Origin of the sequence: Acinetobacter sp. Leaf130 (genome assembly GCF_001423205.1) — a bacterium.
Lineage (GTDB): Bacteria > Pseudomonadota > Gammaproteobacteria > Pseudomonadales > Moraxellaceae > Acinetobacter > Acinetobacter calcoaceticus.
Map to the genome: position 1 here is coordinate 1 of NZ_LMOE01000007.1, position 16,928 is coordinate 16,928.

General features: G+C 39.4%; 12 protein-coding genes and 1 pseudogene. 1 reads left to right on the top strand and 12 read right to left on the bottom strand.

What is annotated here, in order from left to right; translation table 11 throughout:
* The 5 genes and pseudogenes from ASF86_RS20115 to ASF86_RS14785 form a co-directional block, all read right to left on the bottom strand.
* Positions 1 to 577, bottom strand: a 577-nt coding sequence (locus tag ASF86_RS20115; protein ID WP_227508801.1) for an Ig-like domain-containing protein, incomplete at both ends; no start/stop codon positions are given.
* A 1-nt stretch (position 578) separates the two neighbouring features.
* Positions 579 to 2,215: pseudogene (locus ASF86_RS14770) on the bottom strand (BapA/Bap/LapF family prefix-like domain-containing protein); the annotation flags it as partial.
* Between the two features lie 457 nt (positions 2,216 to 2,672).
* Positions 2,673 to 4,175: a cation:proton antiporter gene (locus tag ASF86_RS14775; protein WP_004639176.1), complete on the bottom strand. Its 1,503-nt coding sequence runs from the start codon at positions 4,173 to 4,175 to the stop codon at positions 2,673 to 2,675.
* 242 nt (positions 4,176 to 4,417) lie between these two features.
* Positions 4,418 to 5,317 carry a neutral zinc metallopeptidase gene (locus ASF86_RS14780; RefSeq protein WP_056483212.1) on the bottom strand — a complete coding sequence of 300 codons (900 nt, stop codon included), beginning with the start codon at positions 5,315 to 5,317 and terminating at the stop codon, positions 4,418 to 4,420.
* 26 nt (positions 5,318 to 5,343) lie between these two features.
* Positions 5,344 to 6,273, bottom strand: a complete 930-nt coding sequence (locus ASF86_RS14785; RefSeq protein ID WP_056483215.1) for a DUF808 domain-containing protein — start codon at positions 6,271 to 6,273, stop codon at positions 5,344 to 5,346.
* A 207-nt stretch (positions 6,274 to 6,480) separates the two neighbouring features.
* Between ASF86_RS14785 and trpS the strand changes: the two genes are divergently transcribed.
* Positions 6,481 to 7,494 carry a tryptophan--tRNA ligase gene (trpS, locus tag ASF86_RS14790; RefSeq protein WP_056483218.1) on the top strand — a complete coding sequence of 338 codons (1,014 nt, stop codon included), beginning with the start codon at positions 6,481 to 6,483 and terminating at the stop codon, positions 7,492 to 7,494.
* A 410-nt stretch (positions 7,495 to 7,904) separates the two neighbouring features.
* On the opposite strand, the gene sucD is transcribed toward trpS, so the two are convergent.
* The 7 genes from sucD to ASF86_RS14825 form a co-directional block, all read right to left on the bottom strand.
* A complete protein-coding gene (gene sucD / locus ASF86_RS14795) occupies positions 7,905 to 8,795 on the bottom strand; it encodes a succinate--CoA ligase subunit alpha (RefSeq protein ID WP_003655479.1) in 891 nt (296 codons plus the stop codon).
* Between the two features lie 14 nt (positions 8,796 to 8,809).
* A complete protein-coding gene (sucC, locus tag ASF86_RS14800; protein ID WP_003655470.1) occupies positions 8,810 to 9,976 on the bottom strand; it encodes an ADP-forming succinate--CoA ligase subunit beta in 1,167 nt (388 codons plus the stop codon).
* A gap of 147 nt (positions 9,977 to 10,123) precedes the next feature.
* A complete protein-coding gene (gene lpdA / locus ASF86_RS14805) occupies positions 10,124 to 11,557 on the bottom strand; it encodes a dihydrolipoyl dehydrogenase (RefSeq protein WP_005036509.1) in 1,434 nt (477 codons plus the stop codon).
* A gap of 61 nt (positions 11,558 to 11,618) precedes the next feature.
* The gene (gene odhB / locus ASF86_RS14810) at positions 11,619 to 12,809 is read right to left on the bottom strand and encodes a 2-oxoglutarate dehydrogenase complex dihydrolipoyllysine-residue succinyltransferase (RefSeq protein WP_003655463.1); all 1,191 of its coding nucleotides are present in this window, start codon (positions 12,807 to 12,809) and stop codon (positions 11,619 to 11,621) included.
* Positions 12,809 to 15,649 carry a 2-oxoglutarate dehydrogenase E1 component gene (locus ASF86_RS14815; protein ID WP_005036506.1) on the bottom strand — a complete coding sequence of 947 codons (2,841 nt, stop codon included), beginning with the start codon at positions 15,647 to 15,649 and terminating at the stop codon, positions 12,809 to 12,811. Before ASF86_RS14815 ends, odhB begins: the two co-directional genes overlap by 1 nt.
* 156 nt (positions 15,650 to 15,805) lie before the next feature.
* Entirely contained in the window at positions 15,806 to 15,934 is a 129-nt protein-coding gene (locus ASF86_RS14820) for a hypothetical protein (RefSeq protein ID WP_002116082.1), read from the bottom strand.
* Between the two features lie 283 nt (positions 15,935 to 16,217).
* Positions 16,218 to 16,928, bottom strand: a complete 711-nt coding sequence (locus ASF86_RS14825) for a succinate dehydrogenase iron-sulfur subunit (RefSeq protein ID WP_005036504.1) — start codon at positions 16,926 to 16,928, stop codon at positions 16,218 to 16,220.

Here is a 16,928-nt window from a genome sequence, read left to right on the forward strand (position 1 = left end):
AATACAGGCAGTGTATTGTCTGCAAGCGTCCAGGTACCGTTGCCATTGTTTACTGCTGGATAGTCAACACCATCAATAGTGACTACAACAGTCGCTGTTGGGTCACTTACAGTACCCGTTAATGCGGGAGTGCTGTCATTAGTCGACAGATCTTCAAGTGCTACTGTCGGTACTGACGTATCCAGTGTATAAGTTTGCGTATCGTTAACAGTGCTGCTATTACCTGCTGCATCAGTAAAGGTTACTTTGGCATCAATTGTTTTATCTGCATCTGCCTCTAAGCCACTGCCAGGCACATTTACTGTCCACGTCCCTGCTGCGCTGTCTACAGTTGCAGTGTAAGTCWSMCCATTCACAACAACTGTTACTACAGTATTGGTYGCATCTGCTGGAACGTTTTTGAGAACACCTGTAACGGTGACATTACCTGCTGCTTCTGAAGCATTAATAACATTATCTGTGGTTACAGAATCGATTGCAAAATTTACTGATCCTGTATTTGGTGCAGTAGTATCAACTGTCACTACAGCTGTATCAGTACCTTTATTACCAGCTGCATCAGTAGCAGTCACAGTAANTCGATTGCAAAATTTACTGATCCTGTATTTGGTGCAGTAGTATCAACTGTCACTACAGCTGTATCAGTACCTTTATTACCAGCTGCATCAGTAGCAGTCACAGTAATGTTATGTGGACCATCGGTTAATACAGGCAGTGTATTGTCTGCAAGCGTCCAGGTACCGTTGCCATTGTTTACTGCTGGATAGTCAACACCATCAATAGTGACTACAACAGTCGCTGTTAATACAGGCAGTGTATTGTCTGCAAGCGTCCAGGTACCGTTGCCATTGTTTACTGCTGGATAGTCAACACCATCAATAGTGACTACAACAGTCGCTGTKGGGTCACTTACAGTACCCGTTAATGCRGGAGTGCTGTCATTAGTCGACAGATCTTCAAGTGCTACTGTCGGTACTGACGTATCAAGTGTATAAGTTTGTGTGTCATTAACGGTGCTGCTATTACCTGCTGCATCTGTAAACGTTACAGTCGCATCAATTGTTTTATCTGCATCTGCCTCTAAGCCACTACCAGGCACATTTACTGTCCACGTCCCTGCTGCACTATCTACAGTTGCAGTATAAGTCACCCCATTCACAACAACTGTTACTACAGTATTGGTTGCATCTGCTGGAATATTTTTCAGAACACCAGTAATCGCGACATCACCAGCTACTTCTGTTGCATTAACCACATTGTCAGCTGTTACCGAATTAACTGCAAAATCAACTTCATCTGCATCAGGAGCAGCAGTATCAATCGTATAAGTTTGTGTGTCGTTGACCGTACTGCTATTACCCGCTGTATCTTTAAAAGTTACAGTCGCATCAATTGTTTTATCTGCATCTGCAGTTAAGCCACTGCCCGGTACACTTACTGTCCATGTACCTGCAACCTTGTCTACAGTTGCGGTATAAGTCACCCCATTAATAACAACTGTAACGGCCGTAGTGGCCGCATCTGTTGGAATATTTTTAAGAACACCTGTAATCGTAACGTTACCAGATGCTTCTGATGAGTTGATTACATTATCTGAAGTAACAGGATTAACTGAGAAAGTTACCCCATCTGTATTTGGTGGTGTTGTATCGGTAGGTGTTGAAGAGTCGTCATTATCGCTATCACTGTTTGATGCTGCGGCAATGATACCACCCGCAACTAACGGGATAGCCCATAACCATGGGTTTATGCCCGCATCGTGATAAAGCAATGGTTCAATTGAAGAAATAGGCTGATAAATAACATCAGACACTAACTCTTGTGGTGCTTCTGCAGGTAAAGCAGCTGGTAAATCTTCAGCTACGAGTGCTTGTGGCTCAACGTCACTGTCGGCATCAGCATCGGCATCAGCATCGGCGTCTGCATCATTCTCAGCATCTTTGAATTTTGCCCAGATTAACTGTCCATTTTCGTCTTGAAAAACAAGGCTGTTATCTTTAGGCTCAGCTGTTCCACTAAAGAAGCCTTCAATAACAATAGTTTCGCCGTTTTTAAGGCGAATGACTGCATTGGTTCCCTCCCTATTCACTACCAATACATCACTGGCAGCCACTTTTACCAATACGACTGACGCTTCTGAAAGTTTCGCAGAAGTTCCCTTGATGGTTGACAAGGTGTCGTGACTATCCTTGGCAATTATTTGTATTTCAGGCATATCTGTATTCCTTTTATATTATTGATTTAAATGATTTTATGTATAATTCTTTTTACTTAATGTTTTCAAGTTTTTGACCTACAACTTAAAAACATTAAGTAATGTGATCATTTTTACATTAAACACTTTAAAATAAAAAAAACAAATACTAAAGTACCTATAGAAAAATTTTTAATTAATACAAATTATATATAAGTCTTTATTAGGTTTTTCTTATGTTAATTTAACTAAAAATTGCATTAAATGTTTTATATATAAAACAAATTTAATATTTTATTATTTACCATTTGTTGAAATGTCATTTAATTAAAATATTCATATAACAATTATTAATATCTTAATAAAATAAAATATATTATTAATGATATATATAGAAAAAAAAGGCTTTAGGTAATATTTTACTATTACACTAAAACCTAATTTTTAAATATCTTATAAAATTTAAAACTGCAAATATTTAGAAATTATCAGGACTCTCAAATCGTTTTACTTCTTGTAACTTATTTGGGTCATGCATTGTTGCAATTCCATCTTCAGTTTTTTGGTCTACCAGAATATCCGGATTAAAAACGGTAATCGTTTCTCTACCCAGTGCATCCTCCCCAACAATATATTGAAAGCCTCTCCGATTCATCTTATGACATAATCTTTGATATAGACCTTTTAAACCTTCGGTTTCTTCATTCGGATTGTAATAGAAAGCATTCATCACAGCAGGCAGACCCAGACCACATACGATGCCTGATAACAATACACTAATAAACGTATAGCCAATCAGAATACTGCTATAGGGACTTAATGCAGGAATATTGGCAACTGCCAAAATTAATGCAAGCGAAATTCCGCCTCGTACCCCACCCCAAGATAGAATCGTTAGACTACCATTATAACTTTTCATTTTCCGCATGTTCGGGAAAAAGGCAAAAGCCATAAAGTTGGCAGCAAAACGAGAGATATGAAGTATAAAGAATGCAACAATACCACCTAAAATTAGGCTAAAGTTTAAATCAAGTATAAATAACTCTAAGCCAATTAAAGTAAACAGGAATGAGTTGATGATTCCTTCTACGGTATGCCAAAAATGATTAACTTCTTGAATCTCTCGCTCTTCGCGTATTTCTTTCCATTTGTTTCCAACAATTAAACCGCCAATTACACAAGCGATTGGTGCTGATGCATGTGCAAACAAAGCAACTAAATATGCTCCACTCGCGAGCAAAGCTGTTGTGAGAATCAGAGACTCCATTTCGTGTTTACCACGTAATAGACGTAACACCCCTACCCCAAATGCCCAACCAATCCCGACCGCAACAACAATTTCATAGAGTAAAGCTTCTAGTGTCGCTATCAATGAGAAATGTTCACCTTGTAAAACATTGAGCAAGGTCATAAACAATGCAATACACATTGCATCATTAAATAGTGACTCGCCTTCTAGTTTAACAATTAGATGATGCGGCGCACGAATCGAACTCAGTACACCTTTAATACCAATAGGGTCTGTTGCTCCTAAAGCTGCACCTAAAAGTAAAAGCACCAGAATTGGCACATGATATCCAACCAGTAGTTGAAACCCATAGAGCAATCCACCAAATAAAACGGCGCAAATGACTAATGCAATGGTGGCCAAAATACTGATTTGCTTCCAGTAACTTCTTAAATCAGAAATTTTAAATTTAAGTGCTGAAGAAGTTAGAATAAAACAGATCACACCATTAATTAAAAAATCGTAGAAGTCGATATTGCGTACTACTTCCTCAATATGGTGGATATTGATGGTAATAAATTCGTTACCATTTAACAGACTAGCCCCCCATTGCAAAATAAAGACAAAAATTGCCGAAACCAGAGGTACACCAATAGCCTGTGGAAAGCCCAAAATACGCTTATTAAAAATCGTGGTGGCTATTGAGAGCGCAAAAACCACTGTAAGTGCTTGTAGTAGAAAAAAATTACCCATGAATACCCTTCTTCTGGGTCAACGACCAAATAAAAGAAACTTTGCTAGATCGACCAAACTGAACAAAAAAGCTGGCATTAACAATGCCATAATCTTAAAAACAAAAATTAGGACACAAGTTTAACGAATTGATTGAACAATCTATCACTCTGTTAAATTTCTTAACATTATTTATAGTTATGATCTAAAGAAAAATGGATGAGCTTCTTAAATATGTTTAACAAGACTCACCCTATAAAATCTTAAACTGGATTATTAAAAGTATCGCATTGGTTAATATCACCAGTTTTTAAACCAACCTGAAACCAGTGCATTCGCTGTTCACTACTACCATGAGTAAAGCTATCTGGAACAACCTGACCAGTAGAGCGCTTCTGCAAATAATCATCGCCAATTTTTTGAGCAGCATCCATCGCTTCTTCAATATCACCTTGCTCTAAAAATTGAGTACGTTGCTGATTATGACTCGCCCAAATACCAGCTAAACAATCGGCTTGCAATTCTTGGCGAACAGATAATTGATTACCTTCTCTTTGGCTTGCTTGTGCACGGGCTTGTTGTACTTGTGAAGAAATACCAAGCAAGGTTTGAACATGATGCCCTACCTCATGTGCGACAACATAAGCTTGAGCAAAATCACCTGCCTGATCTTGTCTGGAAAGTTCAGATTGGTTTTGCTCACCAGAAATTCCCATTTGCTGACGCATATCTTTAAAGAATTCTGTATCGATATAAACCTTCTGGTCTGCCGGACAATAAAATGGCCCCATTGCAGATTGGGCAGTACCACACCCTGACTGAATCATGCCACTAAACAACACCAATCTTGGCGGTGTATATGTTTTACCTAACTGTTTAAATATAGGAGTCCACGTATCCTCTGTATCAGCCAAAACAGTTCCAACAAAATCAGAGGCTTCTTTTTGCTCGGCTGTTAAACTTTCTGGTGCAGTTGCATTTGACTGTTGTGATGCAGTGACCTGCTGAGTTGCCTGATAAGCTTGTTGTGGATCAACCCCAAAAAACTTCCACGCAACAAATGCAACAACCAAACCAATAATGCTGATACCACCTGCTCTAACACCGCCACCACCTCGACGATCTTCAACATTGCTACTAATTCGACGACCTTTCCAGCGCATAATTTCCCTCTTATTTTAGAATGGCATCATGAACCCGATGCTTTTTTTGGCCACATTTTTTGTATTAAGCTCACAATTAATAAAACAATTGCACCAGCAACTAGTCCTATTACAAAGTTAACCAGCGTCGGTGTTAAAGCACCAATGATATTTCCTACCGCTGGGATAGTCTCAACATGGTCCACTGTATTTTCAGTTAAATGATGTAGTAAAGGAATAGTATGATTAATGATCCCTCCCCCTACCAAAAACATTGCAATAGTGCCGACAATAGAAAGTAACTTCATCAAAATAGGTGCAAATGCGAGCAAGCCACGACCTAAAGTCTGCTTAAAAGATGCCGTTTGATCTGTTAGATATAATCCAAGATCATCAATCTTAACAATCATGGCAACCAAGCCATAAACACCAATTGTCATCACAACTGCGATAATACTGAGTACACTTACTTTAGTCATTAAGGTAGCGGTAGCAACGGTACCCAAAGAGATCACAACAATTTCTGCAGATAAAATAAAGTCAGTGCGAACAGCACCTTTGATTTTATCTTTTTCAAATGTTGCTAAATCTAATTCTTCGTTTTCAAGCTCTGCTTTGGCCTCCTCAGGAGTAGAGGACTTTTTATGCATAATGGTATGAAGAACTTTTTCCACTCCCTCATAACATAAAAATAAGCCTCCCAACATTAATAGTGGATTAATGAGCCAAGGCGCAATCACACTAATTAATAGTGCTAAGGGAACTAAAATAAGTTTATTAACAAACGAGCCTTTAGCCACTTTCCAAACAATAGGAAGCTCACGATCTGCACGAACACCTGTGACTTGCTGAGCATTCAAGGCTAAATCATCACCTAAAACTCCAGCAGTTTTCTTTGCTGCCATTTTGCTCATTAAAGCAACGTCATCTAAAATTGTTGCAATATCATCTAGTAATAAAAGTAAGCCACTTGCCATTTCTTATCCAAGTTTGTATTTATTACGCTATTGTAAGATGATTTTTTTGAATTTCTGTAATTTTACTGAATAAATTCACAATATTATTTTAAGAAAAGTTTACCCAATCGCTGACGAATTTTTTTTATTTCCCGTACAATAATGCCAATCTTTTATATTGCAGGGCTTACTACCCCTGATTAAGCCAATAAGACAGTGGAATAAATAATGAGTAATGTTGATCAGCGTCCAATTATTTTGACAGGCGACCGCCCAACCGGACAACTTCATCTTGGGCATTTTGTCGGTTCTTTGCGTTCTCGTGTAGGTTTACAGGATAGCCATCATCAACATCTCTTATTAGCAGATGCTCAAGCATTAACAGACAATGCAGATAATCCAGATAAAGTCCGTCGCAATATTTTGGAAGTTGCTCTAGATTATTTAGCTGTAGGCATTGATCCAACAAAAACCACGATTTGCGTACAATCATGCTTGCCAGCACTGAATGAGCTCACCATGCTCTATCTTAACTTCGTGACGGTTGCACGCTTAGAACGTAACCCGACCATTAAGTCTGAAATTCAAATGCGCGGTTTCGAGCGTGACATTCCGGCTGGTTTCCTCTGCTACCCTGTTGCACAAGCTGCTGACATTACTGCTTTCAAAGCGACTGTGGTTCCAGTGGGTGAAGATCAGATTCCAATGATTGAACAAACCAATGAAATTGTACGTCGAATAAACCGTCAAATCGGCCAAGACCTTTTGCCTGAATGTAAAGCTTTGCTTTCAAATATGGCACGTTTACCTGGTTTTGATGGCAAGGCAAAAATGTCTAAATCATTAGGTAATACCATTGTTTTAAATGCTTCTGATAAAGACATCAAAAAAGCTGTAAATGCCATGTATACCGACCCAAATCATCTTCGTATTGAAGATCCAGGTCAGGTTGAAGGAAACATTGTATTTACTTACTTAGATGCATTTGATCCAAATAAAGAAGAAGTTGAAGAATTAAAGGCGCATTATCGTCGTGGCGGTCTAGGTGATGGAACTGTTAAAAAACGTCTTGAAAGTGTTTTGAAAGAATTGATCACCCCTATCCGTGAACGTCGTGAAGAACTTGCTAAAGATCCTGACTACATTATGGATGTTCTACGTCAAGGTACAGATAAGTGTCGTCTTATTACTCAACAGACCTTAGATGAAGTTAAAGACGGTTTAGGATTATTTAAATTCTAATTCTCTTAAAAACTAAAAGCCTTTCGGGGCTTTTTTTTATGCTTATTTAATCCATAGTATTAATTTTTTAGAATTACTAATGTATCTACTATCATTCACATGCTTTTACCCTATTAACGTGAAGTAACACTTATTAACGCTAATAGCGATGAAGAATTTCTTAACTATCTCTATTATTCGTTATGTAGGTTACATCATATGAACCTCACGACATTTCTCCTTAAACCGAAACTGTTTTTACAGATTCGTTGTTCTACGCAATGATCACCCCAATCATTGCGTATTTTTTTGCTTAAATATTTTGTCTTCTTTAGAAATCTTATTTTTGATTCATTATTTTTAATTTATAGATAAAAAAAACACCGCATCATTTTCAGATGCGGTGTTTTTTAAGATTCAGGGTAAAGCGATTAAGCTAAACCTTTCTCTTTTAAAACTTGCAACATTGTTGAACCAAGCTCAGCTGGGCTACGAGTGTAAGCCATTCCCGCGCGTTCAAATGCAGCGAATTTCTCTTCAGCAGTACCTTGACCACCAGAAATGATCGCACCAGCGTGACCCATACGCTTACCTTTAGGTGCAGTTACACCAGCAATGTAACCTACTACAGGCTTAGTCACGTTAGATTTGATGAATTCAGCAGCTTCTTCTTCCGCTGTACCACCGATCTCACCGATCATGATGATAGCATCAGTATCTGGATCGTCTTGGAACAATTGAAGAGCTTCGATTTGGTTCATACCTGGGATTGGGTCACCACCAATACCGATACAAGTAGACTGACCTAAACCAAGCTTAGTTGTTTGAGCAACAGCTTCATAAGTCAATGTACCTGAACGTGAAATGATACCAATACGACCTGGTTGGTGGATGTGACCAGGCATAATACCGATCTTACATTCACCCGGAGTGATCACGCCTGGGCAGTTAGGACCAACTAAACGAGTACCGTTACCGTTAGTTTCTAAGTAGCGTTTTGCTTTAAGCATGTCGATTGTTGGAACACCTTCAGTGATCACAACGATTAGGCCAACACCTGAATCAACCGCTTCAACGATAGAGTCTAAAACGAATGGAGCTGGTACATAGATTACAGATGCATCTGCATTTGTTTCACGTACAGCTTCTTTCATTGTGTTGAATACTGGCAAGTCAAGGTGAGTTGTACCACCTTTACCTGGAGTAACACCACCAACAACTTTTGTACCGTAGTCTAAAGCTTGTGCAGAGTGGAAAGTACCGTTTTTACCAGTAAAACCTTGTACCAATACTTTAGTGTCTTTATTAATTAATACGCTCATGATTGATACTCCCCTTACGCTTTAACTGCAGCTACAACTTTTTCTGCAGCATCAGACAAGCCGTTCGCAGAAATTAATTTCAAACCAGATTCATCAAGTAATTTAGCACCTAATTCAGCGTTGTTACCTTCTAAACGAACAACAACTGGAACAGTTACATTTACTTCTTGAACCGCTGCAATAATCGCTTCAGCGATCATGTCACAACGTACGATACCACCAAAGATGTTAATTAAAACACCTTGTACAGATGTATCAGCAAGGATGATTTTGAACGCTTCGATTACACGTTCTTTAGTTGCACCGCCACCAACGTCAAGGAAGTTTGCAGGCTGACCACCATAAAGTTTAATGATGTCCATAGTTGCCATTGCAAGACCAGCACCGTTAACCATACAACCGATGTTACCTTCTAAAGCAACATAGTTAAGATCAAATTCAGATGCTTTTAATTCACGCTCATTCTCTTGAGATTTGTCACGTAAAGCAGCAACTTTAGGTAAACGGTAAAGCGCGTTAGAGTCGATACCAACTTTTGCATCTACACATAAAATATCACCATTTTCACGAACTGAAAGTGGGTTAATTTCGAATAGTGCAAAGTCATTTTCTACAAATGCTTGGTAAGCAGCAGCCATAATTTTAACAAACTGGCTGATTTGCTTGTCTTTCAAACCTAAAGCAAACGCAACTTCACGCGCTTGGAATGGTTGTAAGCCAACTAATGGATCAACTTCAACTTTGATAATTTTTTCTGGAGTTTCTTCTGCAACTTTCTCGATTTCTACACCACCTTCTGTAGAAGCCATGAAAGTAATACGACGGCTAGAACGGTCTACAACCGCGCCCAAGTAAAGCTCACGCTCAACTGGGTATACGTCTTCAGCAACAATAATGCTGTTTACTGGTTGACCATTTGCATCAGTTTGATACGTTACAAGACGAGTACCAATAATGTTGTTTGCAAATTCGATAACATCTTCTTTAGATTTTGCAACTTTAACGCCACCAGCCTTACCGCGACCACCAGCATGAACTTGCGCTTTCATTACCGCGAATTTACCACCAAGCTGTTCGAATGCAGCAACTGCTTCGTCTGCATTGGTTGCCAAGATACCTTCTTGTACCGGCATACCATATTCTTTCAATAACGCTTTAGCTTGATACTCATGTAAGTTCATTTAGTTACCTACTTAACTTTGTTTGTTGTCTTCAATTTGCGCAACATTCTCATGTTGTATATGCAAATTGCTGTCTACCTCTATCACCTTGATGTTTTTTTAATCACACCATCAAATGTGAAAAAGAGCGGAGAACCGCTCTTTATTTTATTTACGCTTACGTTGAATCGCGTGAATTGCACGACCATCTACAGCAAGTGCAGCTTCATGAACAACTTCAGAGAATGTTGGATGACCAAATGTCATTAACTGAAGATCTTCAACAGAAGATACAAATTCAAGTGCGATCATACCTTGGTGTACGATATCAGATGCAGCAGGTCCAATGACATGCATACCTAATAAACGGTCAGTTTTTGCATCAGCAACAAACTTAACGAAACCAGCACCTTCACCCGCTGCTAAAGCACGACCATTTACAGCAAAACCGAATTGACCAGTTTTAACTTCATGACCTTTTTCTTTAGCTTGTTCTTCAGTTAAACCAACCCATGCCGCTTCCGGATGTGTATAGATAACAGAAATGATTGTGTCATAGTTCACTTGAGCTGCATGACCGTGGATACGCTCAACAGCCATTACACCTTCTTCCATTGCTTTATGAGCAAGCATTGGACCACGAACCAAGTCACCAATTGCATATACACCTTCTACAGAAGTTGCACAGTAATCGTTTACTTCAACTAAACCACGTTCAGTCAATTTAATGCCTGAATCATCTGCCAATAAACCTTCTGCATAAGCTTTACGACCTACACAAACGATTAATTTGTCAAAAGTTTGAGTTTTTTCTTCGCCACCTTGGGTGTATTTAACAGTCACTTCACGACCATTGATTTCAGTACCAGCAACTTTAGCGCCAATACGAATATCAAGACCTTGCTTAGTTAAAAGTTTTTGGTAGTCTTTTGCCAAAGCTTTATCAGCCATTGGTAAAAATGCATCCATTGCTTCAAATACAACAACTTCAGCACCAAGACGACGCCAAACAGAACCAAGCTCTAAACCGATTACACCAGCACCAATAACACCTAAACGTTTAGGTACTTCTTGGAAGTTTAATGCGCCAGTTGAATCAACAATAATATCTTGATCTACAGGAGCTACTGGAATATTTACAGGTACAGAACCAGACGCAAGAATCACATATTTAGGTTCTAAAACTTGAGTTTCACCTTCGTGCGAAACAAACTCAACTTTTTTACCAGCAAGTAATTTACCAGTACCTTTTAACCACTCAATACCATTGCCTTTAAGCAATTGATCGACACCGCCAGTTAATTGGTCAACAACTTTGTCTTTACGAGCAAGAAGCTTAGCAAGATCAAAATTCACTTCACCTGTAGTAATACCGTGATCAGCTAAATGATGCACTGTATCTTCATAACGATGTGAAGAGTCAAGTAATGCTTTAGAAGGAATACAACCTACGTTTAAGCATGTACCACCTAAAGATGGCTTACCGTTGTGAATACGTTTTTCGATACAAGCGACTTTAAAGCCTAGTTGAGCAGCACGAATTGCAGCTTCATAACCACCAGGACCACCGCCAATAACAACAAGATCAAATTGTTGAGACATTGTTTATCTCCATGGTCCGAGATAGAGGATCGCTCTATCTCGGTAATATTATTCGAAGAAATTAAAGATCAAGGATGAGTTTAGCTGGTTCTTCTAACAATTCTTTGATTGCTACCAAGAAACCTACTGCTTCTTTACCATCGATCATACGGTGGTCATAAGAAAGCGCTAAATACATCATTGGCAAGATTTCAACTTGACCATTTACAGCCATAGGACGCTCTTGGATTTTGTGCATACCCAAGATACCAGTTTGCGGCTGATTCAAAATTGGAGTTGAAAGTAATGAACCGAAAGTACCACCGTTAGTAATAGTGAAAGTACCACCAGTCATTTCTTCGATAGATAATTTACCATCGCGCGCTTTAGCAGCATAAGCACCAATACCTGCTTCAACTTCTGCATAGCTCATACGATCAGTATCACGTAATACTGGAACAACAAGACCACGATCAGAAGATACTGCAACACCGATGTCATAGTAACCGTGATAAACAATATCATCGCCATCAATTGAAGCATTTACCGCAGGATAGCGCTTAAGTGCTTCAGTTACAGCTTTAACAAAGAATGACATGAAGCCTAAACGAGCACCATGGCGTTTTTCAAACGCATCTTTATATTGCTTACGCAATTCCATGATTGGCTTCATGTTAACTTCGTTAAATGTAGTTAACATTGCAGTTTCTTGAGTTGCAGAAAGAAGACGCTCAGCTACACGTTTACGTAAACGAGTCATTGGAACGCGTTTTTCGATACGCTCACCAACAGCTACGCTTAACGGAGTAACGTTAGCAGCTGGTTTAGTTTGATGGTTTGCCACATCTTCTTTAGTGATACGACCACCGCGACCAGTACCTTGTACGTCAGCAGCAGCAATACCAGTTTCAGACAAAGCTTTACGAACTGCAGGAGCTTGACCAGATACAGCTTCAGTGCGCTCAACAACAGGAGCTGCACCAGCTTGAGTTTGAGCAACTGCTTGCTCTACTGCAGGAGCAGCCGCTGCACCAGCACCAGCTTCAAACTGAGCAATCACTTCGTCAGAAAGAACTGTATCGCCTTCACCTTTAATGATTGCAACTAAGCTACCATCTGCAGGAGCAACCACTTCTAAAACAACTTTGTCGGTTTCAATATCACAGATTACTTCATCACGTGATACAGGTTCACCCACCTTTTTGTGCCAAGTTGCGATGGTTCCATCTGCAACAGACTCTGGGAATACCGGTGCTTTAATTTCGGTTGCCATTATTGAGAATCTCCTGATTGTTCAGCTTCGATTGCCAATGCATCATTAATTAGCTGAGCTTGTTGTTTTGCATGCAAGTACGGTGAGCCACAAGCTGGTGCAGCAGAAGCTTCACGACCTGCAAAACTGATACGGATTTGTTTGCCAGATTTTAAGATATCGTCGTATAAACGAGGTGCGATAAATAACCAAGCGCCTTGGTTCTTCGGCTCTTCTTGTGTCCAAACAAGTTCTTTCACGTTTGGATATGCAGCCAAGATTTCCGCAAGACGTTGTTCTGGATATGGATATAACTGTTCAATACGTACGATTGCAACGTTAGTTAAGTTTTGTTCACGACGTTTTTCAAGTAAGTCGTAATAAACTTTACCACCACAAAGTACAAGACGAGTTACATCTGACTTGTTAATTTGATCGATTTCGTCAATTACAGTCTGGAATGAACCATTTGCAAGCTCTTCTAAAGTAGAAGTAGCAAGTTTATGACGAAGTAAAGATTTCGGTGACATTACGATCAATGGCTTACGAATTGGGCGTACAGCTTGACGACGTAATGCATGGAAAATCTGTGCAGGTGTCGTTGGAGTGATCACTTGCATGTTATCTTCAGCACATAACTGTAAGAAACGTTCTAAACGAGCTGATGAGTGCTCTGGACCTTGACCTTCGAAACCGTGTGGTAACAACATTGTTAAACCACAAACACGTTCCCACTTAGTCTCGCCAGAAGCAATAAACTGGTCAATTACAACCTGAGCACAGTTTACGAAGTCACCAAATTGTGCTTCCCAAATAATTAAGCTCTTAGGAATTGTAGTTGCATAACCATATTCAAATGCAAGAACAGCTTCTTCAGATAATAAAGAATCGTAAATTGCAAAACGTGGTTGGTTCTCTTTAACATGACAAAGAGGAATATACGTTGAACCATCAACTTGGTTATGCAATTTTGCATGACGGTGTGAGAATGTACCACGCCCAACGTCTTCACCAGTAATACGAACAAGGTAATCTTCATCGATCAAGGTTGCGTAAGCTAAAGTTTCAGCAGCGCCCCAGTTCAATGCAATTTCACCAGTTTGCATTTTCACACGATCTTCAATTACTTTTTGCACTTGACGCTGCATAACAAATCCTTCCGGAAGTTTGCTCATGCCCTCGCCTAATTCTTTTAAGCGATTTAAGTCAAATGAAGTATCCCAATCGTCTGTATAGTCATGGCCCAAATAAGGTGTCCAATCAACAAACATTTTTGTATTTGGTTCAAGTACTAAAGCGTTTGCCACATGGTTTCCGGCTTCTAAATCTGCACGGTAATCTTCAACCATTTGGTCTGCTTCAGCACGATCAATTACTTTTTGTTGAACAAGCTGATCTGAATAGAGTGTACGAGTTGTTGCTTTTTTAGCAATCACTTGATACATCAATGGTTGTGTACCAGATGGCTCATCTGCTTCGTTATGACCACGACGACGGTAACAGAACAAGTCAAGCACAACATCTTTACGGAATTCGTGACGGAAATCATGTGCTAATTGAGTAGCAAAGATTACTGCTTCAGGATCATCGCCATTCACATGGAAGATTGGCGTCTGAATCATTTTTGCAACGTCAGTACAATATTCAGTAGAACGCGCATCACGTGGATCAGAAGTTGTAAAACCAACTTGGTTGTTTACGATAATGTGTACAGTACCACCAACCGTATAGCCACGAGTTTGTGACATCTGGAAGGTTTCCATGTTCACACCTTGACCTGCAAATGCAGCATCACCATGAACAATTACTGGTAATACATCATCACCGCCGATGTCTCTACGACGCACTTGACGTGCACGCACAGAACCTTCAACTACAGGGCCAACGATTTCCAAGTGAGATGGGTTAAATGCTAATGCTAAGTGAACTTCGCCACCAGGAGTCATTACATTACTTGAGAAACCTTGATGGTATTTAACGTCGCCAGAACCTTTCTTATGAATAGCCTTACCTTCAAACTCGCCAAACAAGTCTGCAGGGTTTTTACCCATAATATTAACAAGAAGGTTTAAACGGCCACGGTGTGGCATACCAATAACAACTTCTTTACAACCAACAGCACCAGCACGTTGAATGATTTCATTCACCATAGGAATAAAAGATTCACCACCTTCTACACCAAAGCGTTTAGCACCAACGTATTTATTACCTAGGAATTTTTCAAGCCCTTCTGCAGCGGTTAAACGCTCCAAGAACCCTTTCTTTTGATCATTTGTAAAATTAAGCTGACCACGAACACTTTCAAGACGTTGTTGAATCCAACGCTTTTCTTTTGTGTCCACGATATGCATATATTCAACACCGATTGAACCACAATAGATTGCTTCCATTGCTTCAATCATTTCAGCAAGCGTTGCTTCGCTTTTGCCAATCTCAAGATTGCCTGTGTTGAATACTGTATCTAAATCTGATTTGGTTAAACCATGTGCTGAAAGATCTAAATCAGGAATATCTTCACGCTTAGCAAGACCTAATGGATCTAATTTAGCTTTTTGATGTCCGCGATTACGATAAGCAGCAATAAGTTGTAAAACGCCAATTTGACGACGTTCATGCTCAGTACTTACAGTACTTTGTACAACAGGTTGAACACGATTAGCATTACGTCCCAGTAATAGGAATTGCTCACGCACAGCGCCGTGTGGTTGGTCACCCTTTGGATATTTATCGAAATATTGGCGCCAGTCCTCAGCTACAGAGGTTGGGGAAGACAGGTACTGCTCGTAAAGTTCTTCAATATACGCTGCACTATCAGCGGAAAGTTCAGTGTCAAGACGCAATGCGTCAGCAACTTCTTGCATTTGTGGACCCATTTCCTATTGCAAAAAATATTACAGGCTGCCTTTTAAGCACACCCATGATGCATAATGCCAAATTGTAAAAAAGGCATTACTTACCCAACAGGTCTTTAAGACCATGGGGCGTCATACTACCTAGAGAGGAAACTCCATAGGTAATTAATGAATCACAACACCCTCAATGGCATCATCACTCACCTTATACTCGATTAAAACCGAGCAATTTTTTGCAAATCTTTTTAGAAAAATTAACTTTAAAATTAACTTTTCTAAAATGACTTTAACCATAAAAATTAAGCACAGATCCAAGATCGTGCTACTTAAATTAATTTCACTAGTATACGCTTTTTTCACCTATAACTTTGTGGCAAATCGTATCATGTTCTTAAAGAACGATTGATTTTTTTGACACATACCACCTATAAATTGGCGAAATACATATGCGATTTTATCTTTTAATATATGGTGCAATATATAAAAATCTCATCTTTTTCGACCAAAGTCTAAAGTTTACATTATAAAGTTAAAAAAAAACGCACATCAAGGATGCGCGTTTTCTATTTGTGCAGAATTAACCCGCTTGATCAAATATCATATTACGGATATGACCAATTGCTTTTGTAGGGTTTAGACCTTTAGGACACACTGACACACAGTTCATAATACCTTTACAGCGGAACAAACTGAACGGATCGTCTAAACGAGCCAAACGATCTGCTGTTGCAGTATCACGAGAGTCGATAATGAAACGGTATGCATTCAACAATGCTGAAGGACCCAAGAACTTGTCAGGGTTCCACCAGAATGATGGGCACGAAGTTGAACAACATGCACAAAGAATACATTCATATAGACCATTCAAGTGTTCGCGCTCTTCCGGAGATTGCAAACGCTCTTTAGGTGGCGCTGGCTGGTTATTGATCAAGAATGGCTGAATTTTGTCATATTGATCATAGAATTGGTTCATATCAACAACCAAATCTTTAATTACCGGCAAACCTGGTAATGGACGAATTACGATTTTCTCTGGTAAATCATTCAGGTTTTCTAAACAAGCCAAACCATTTTTACCATTGATATTCACACCATCCGAACCACAAATACCTTCACGGCAAGAACGACGGAATGTTAACGTTTCGTCTTGAACTTTTAATGCAAGTAATGCATCAAGCAACATACGGTGCTTATCAGTCAATTCAAGCTTAAAAGTTTGCATGTACGGCGCTTTATCCTTATCAGGATCATAGCGGTAGATTTCGAATGTACGAGTACCTCTACTCAT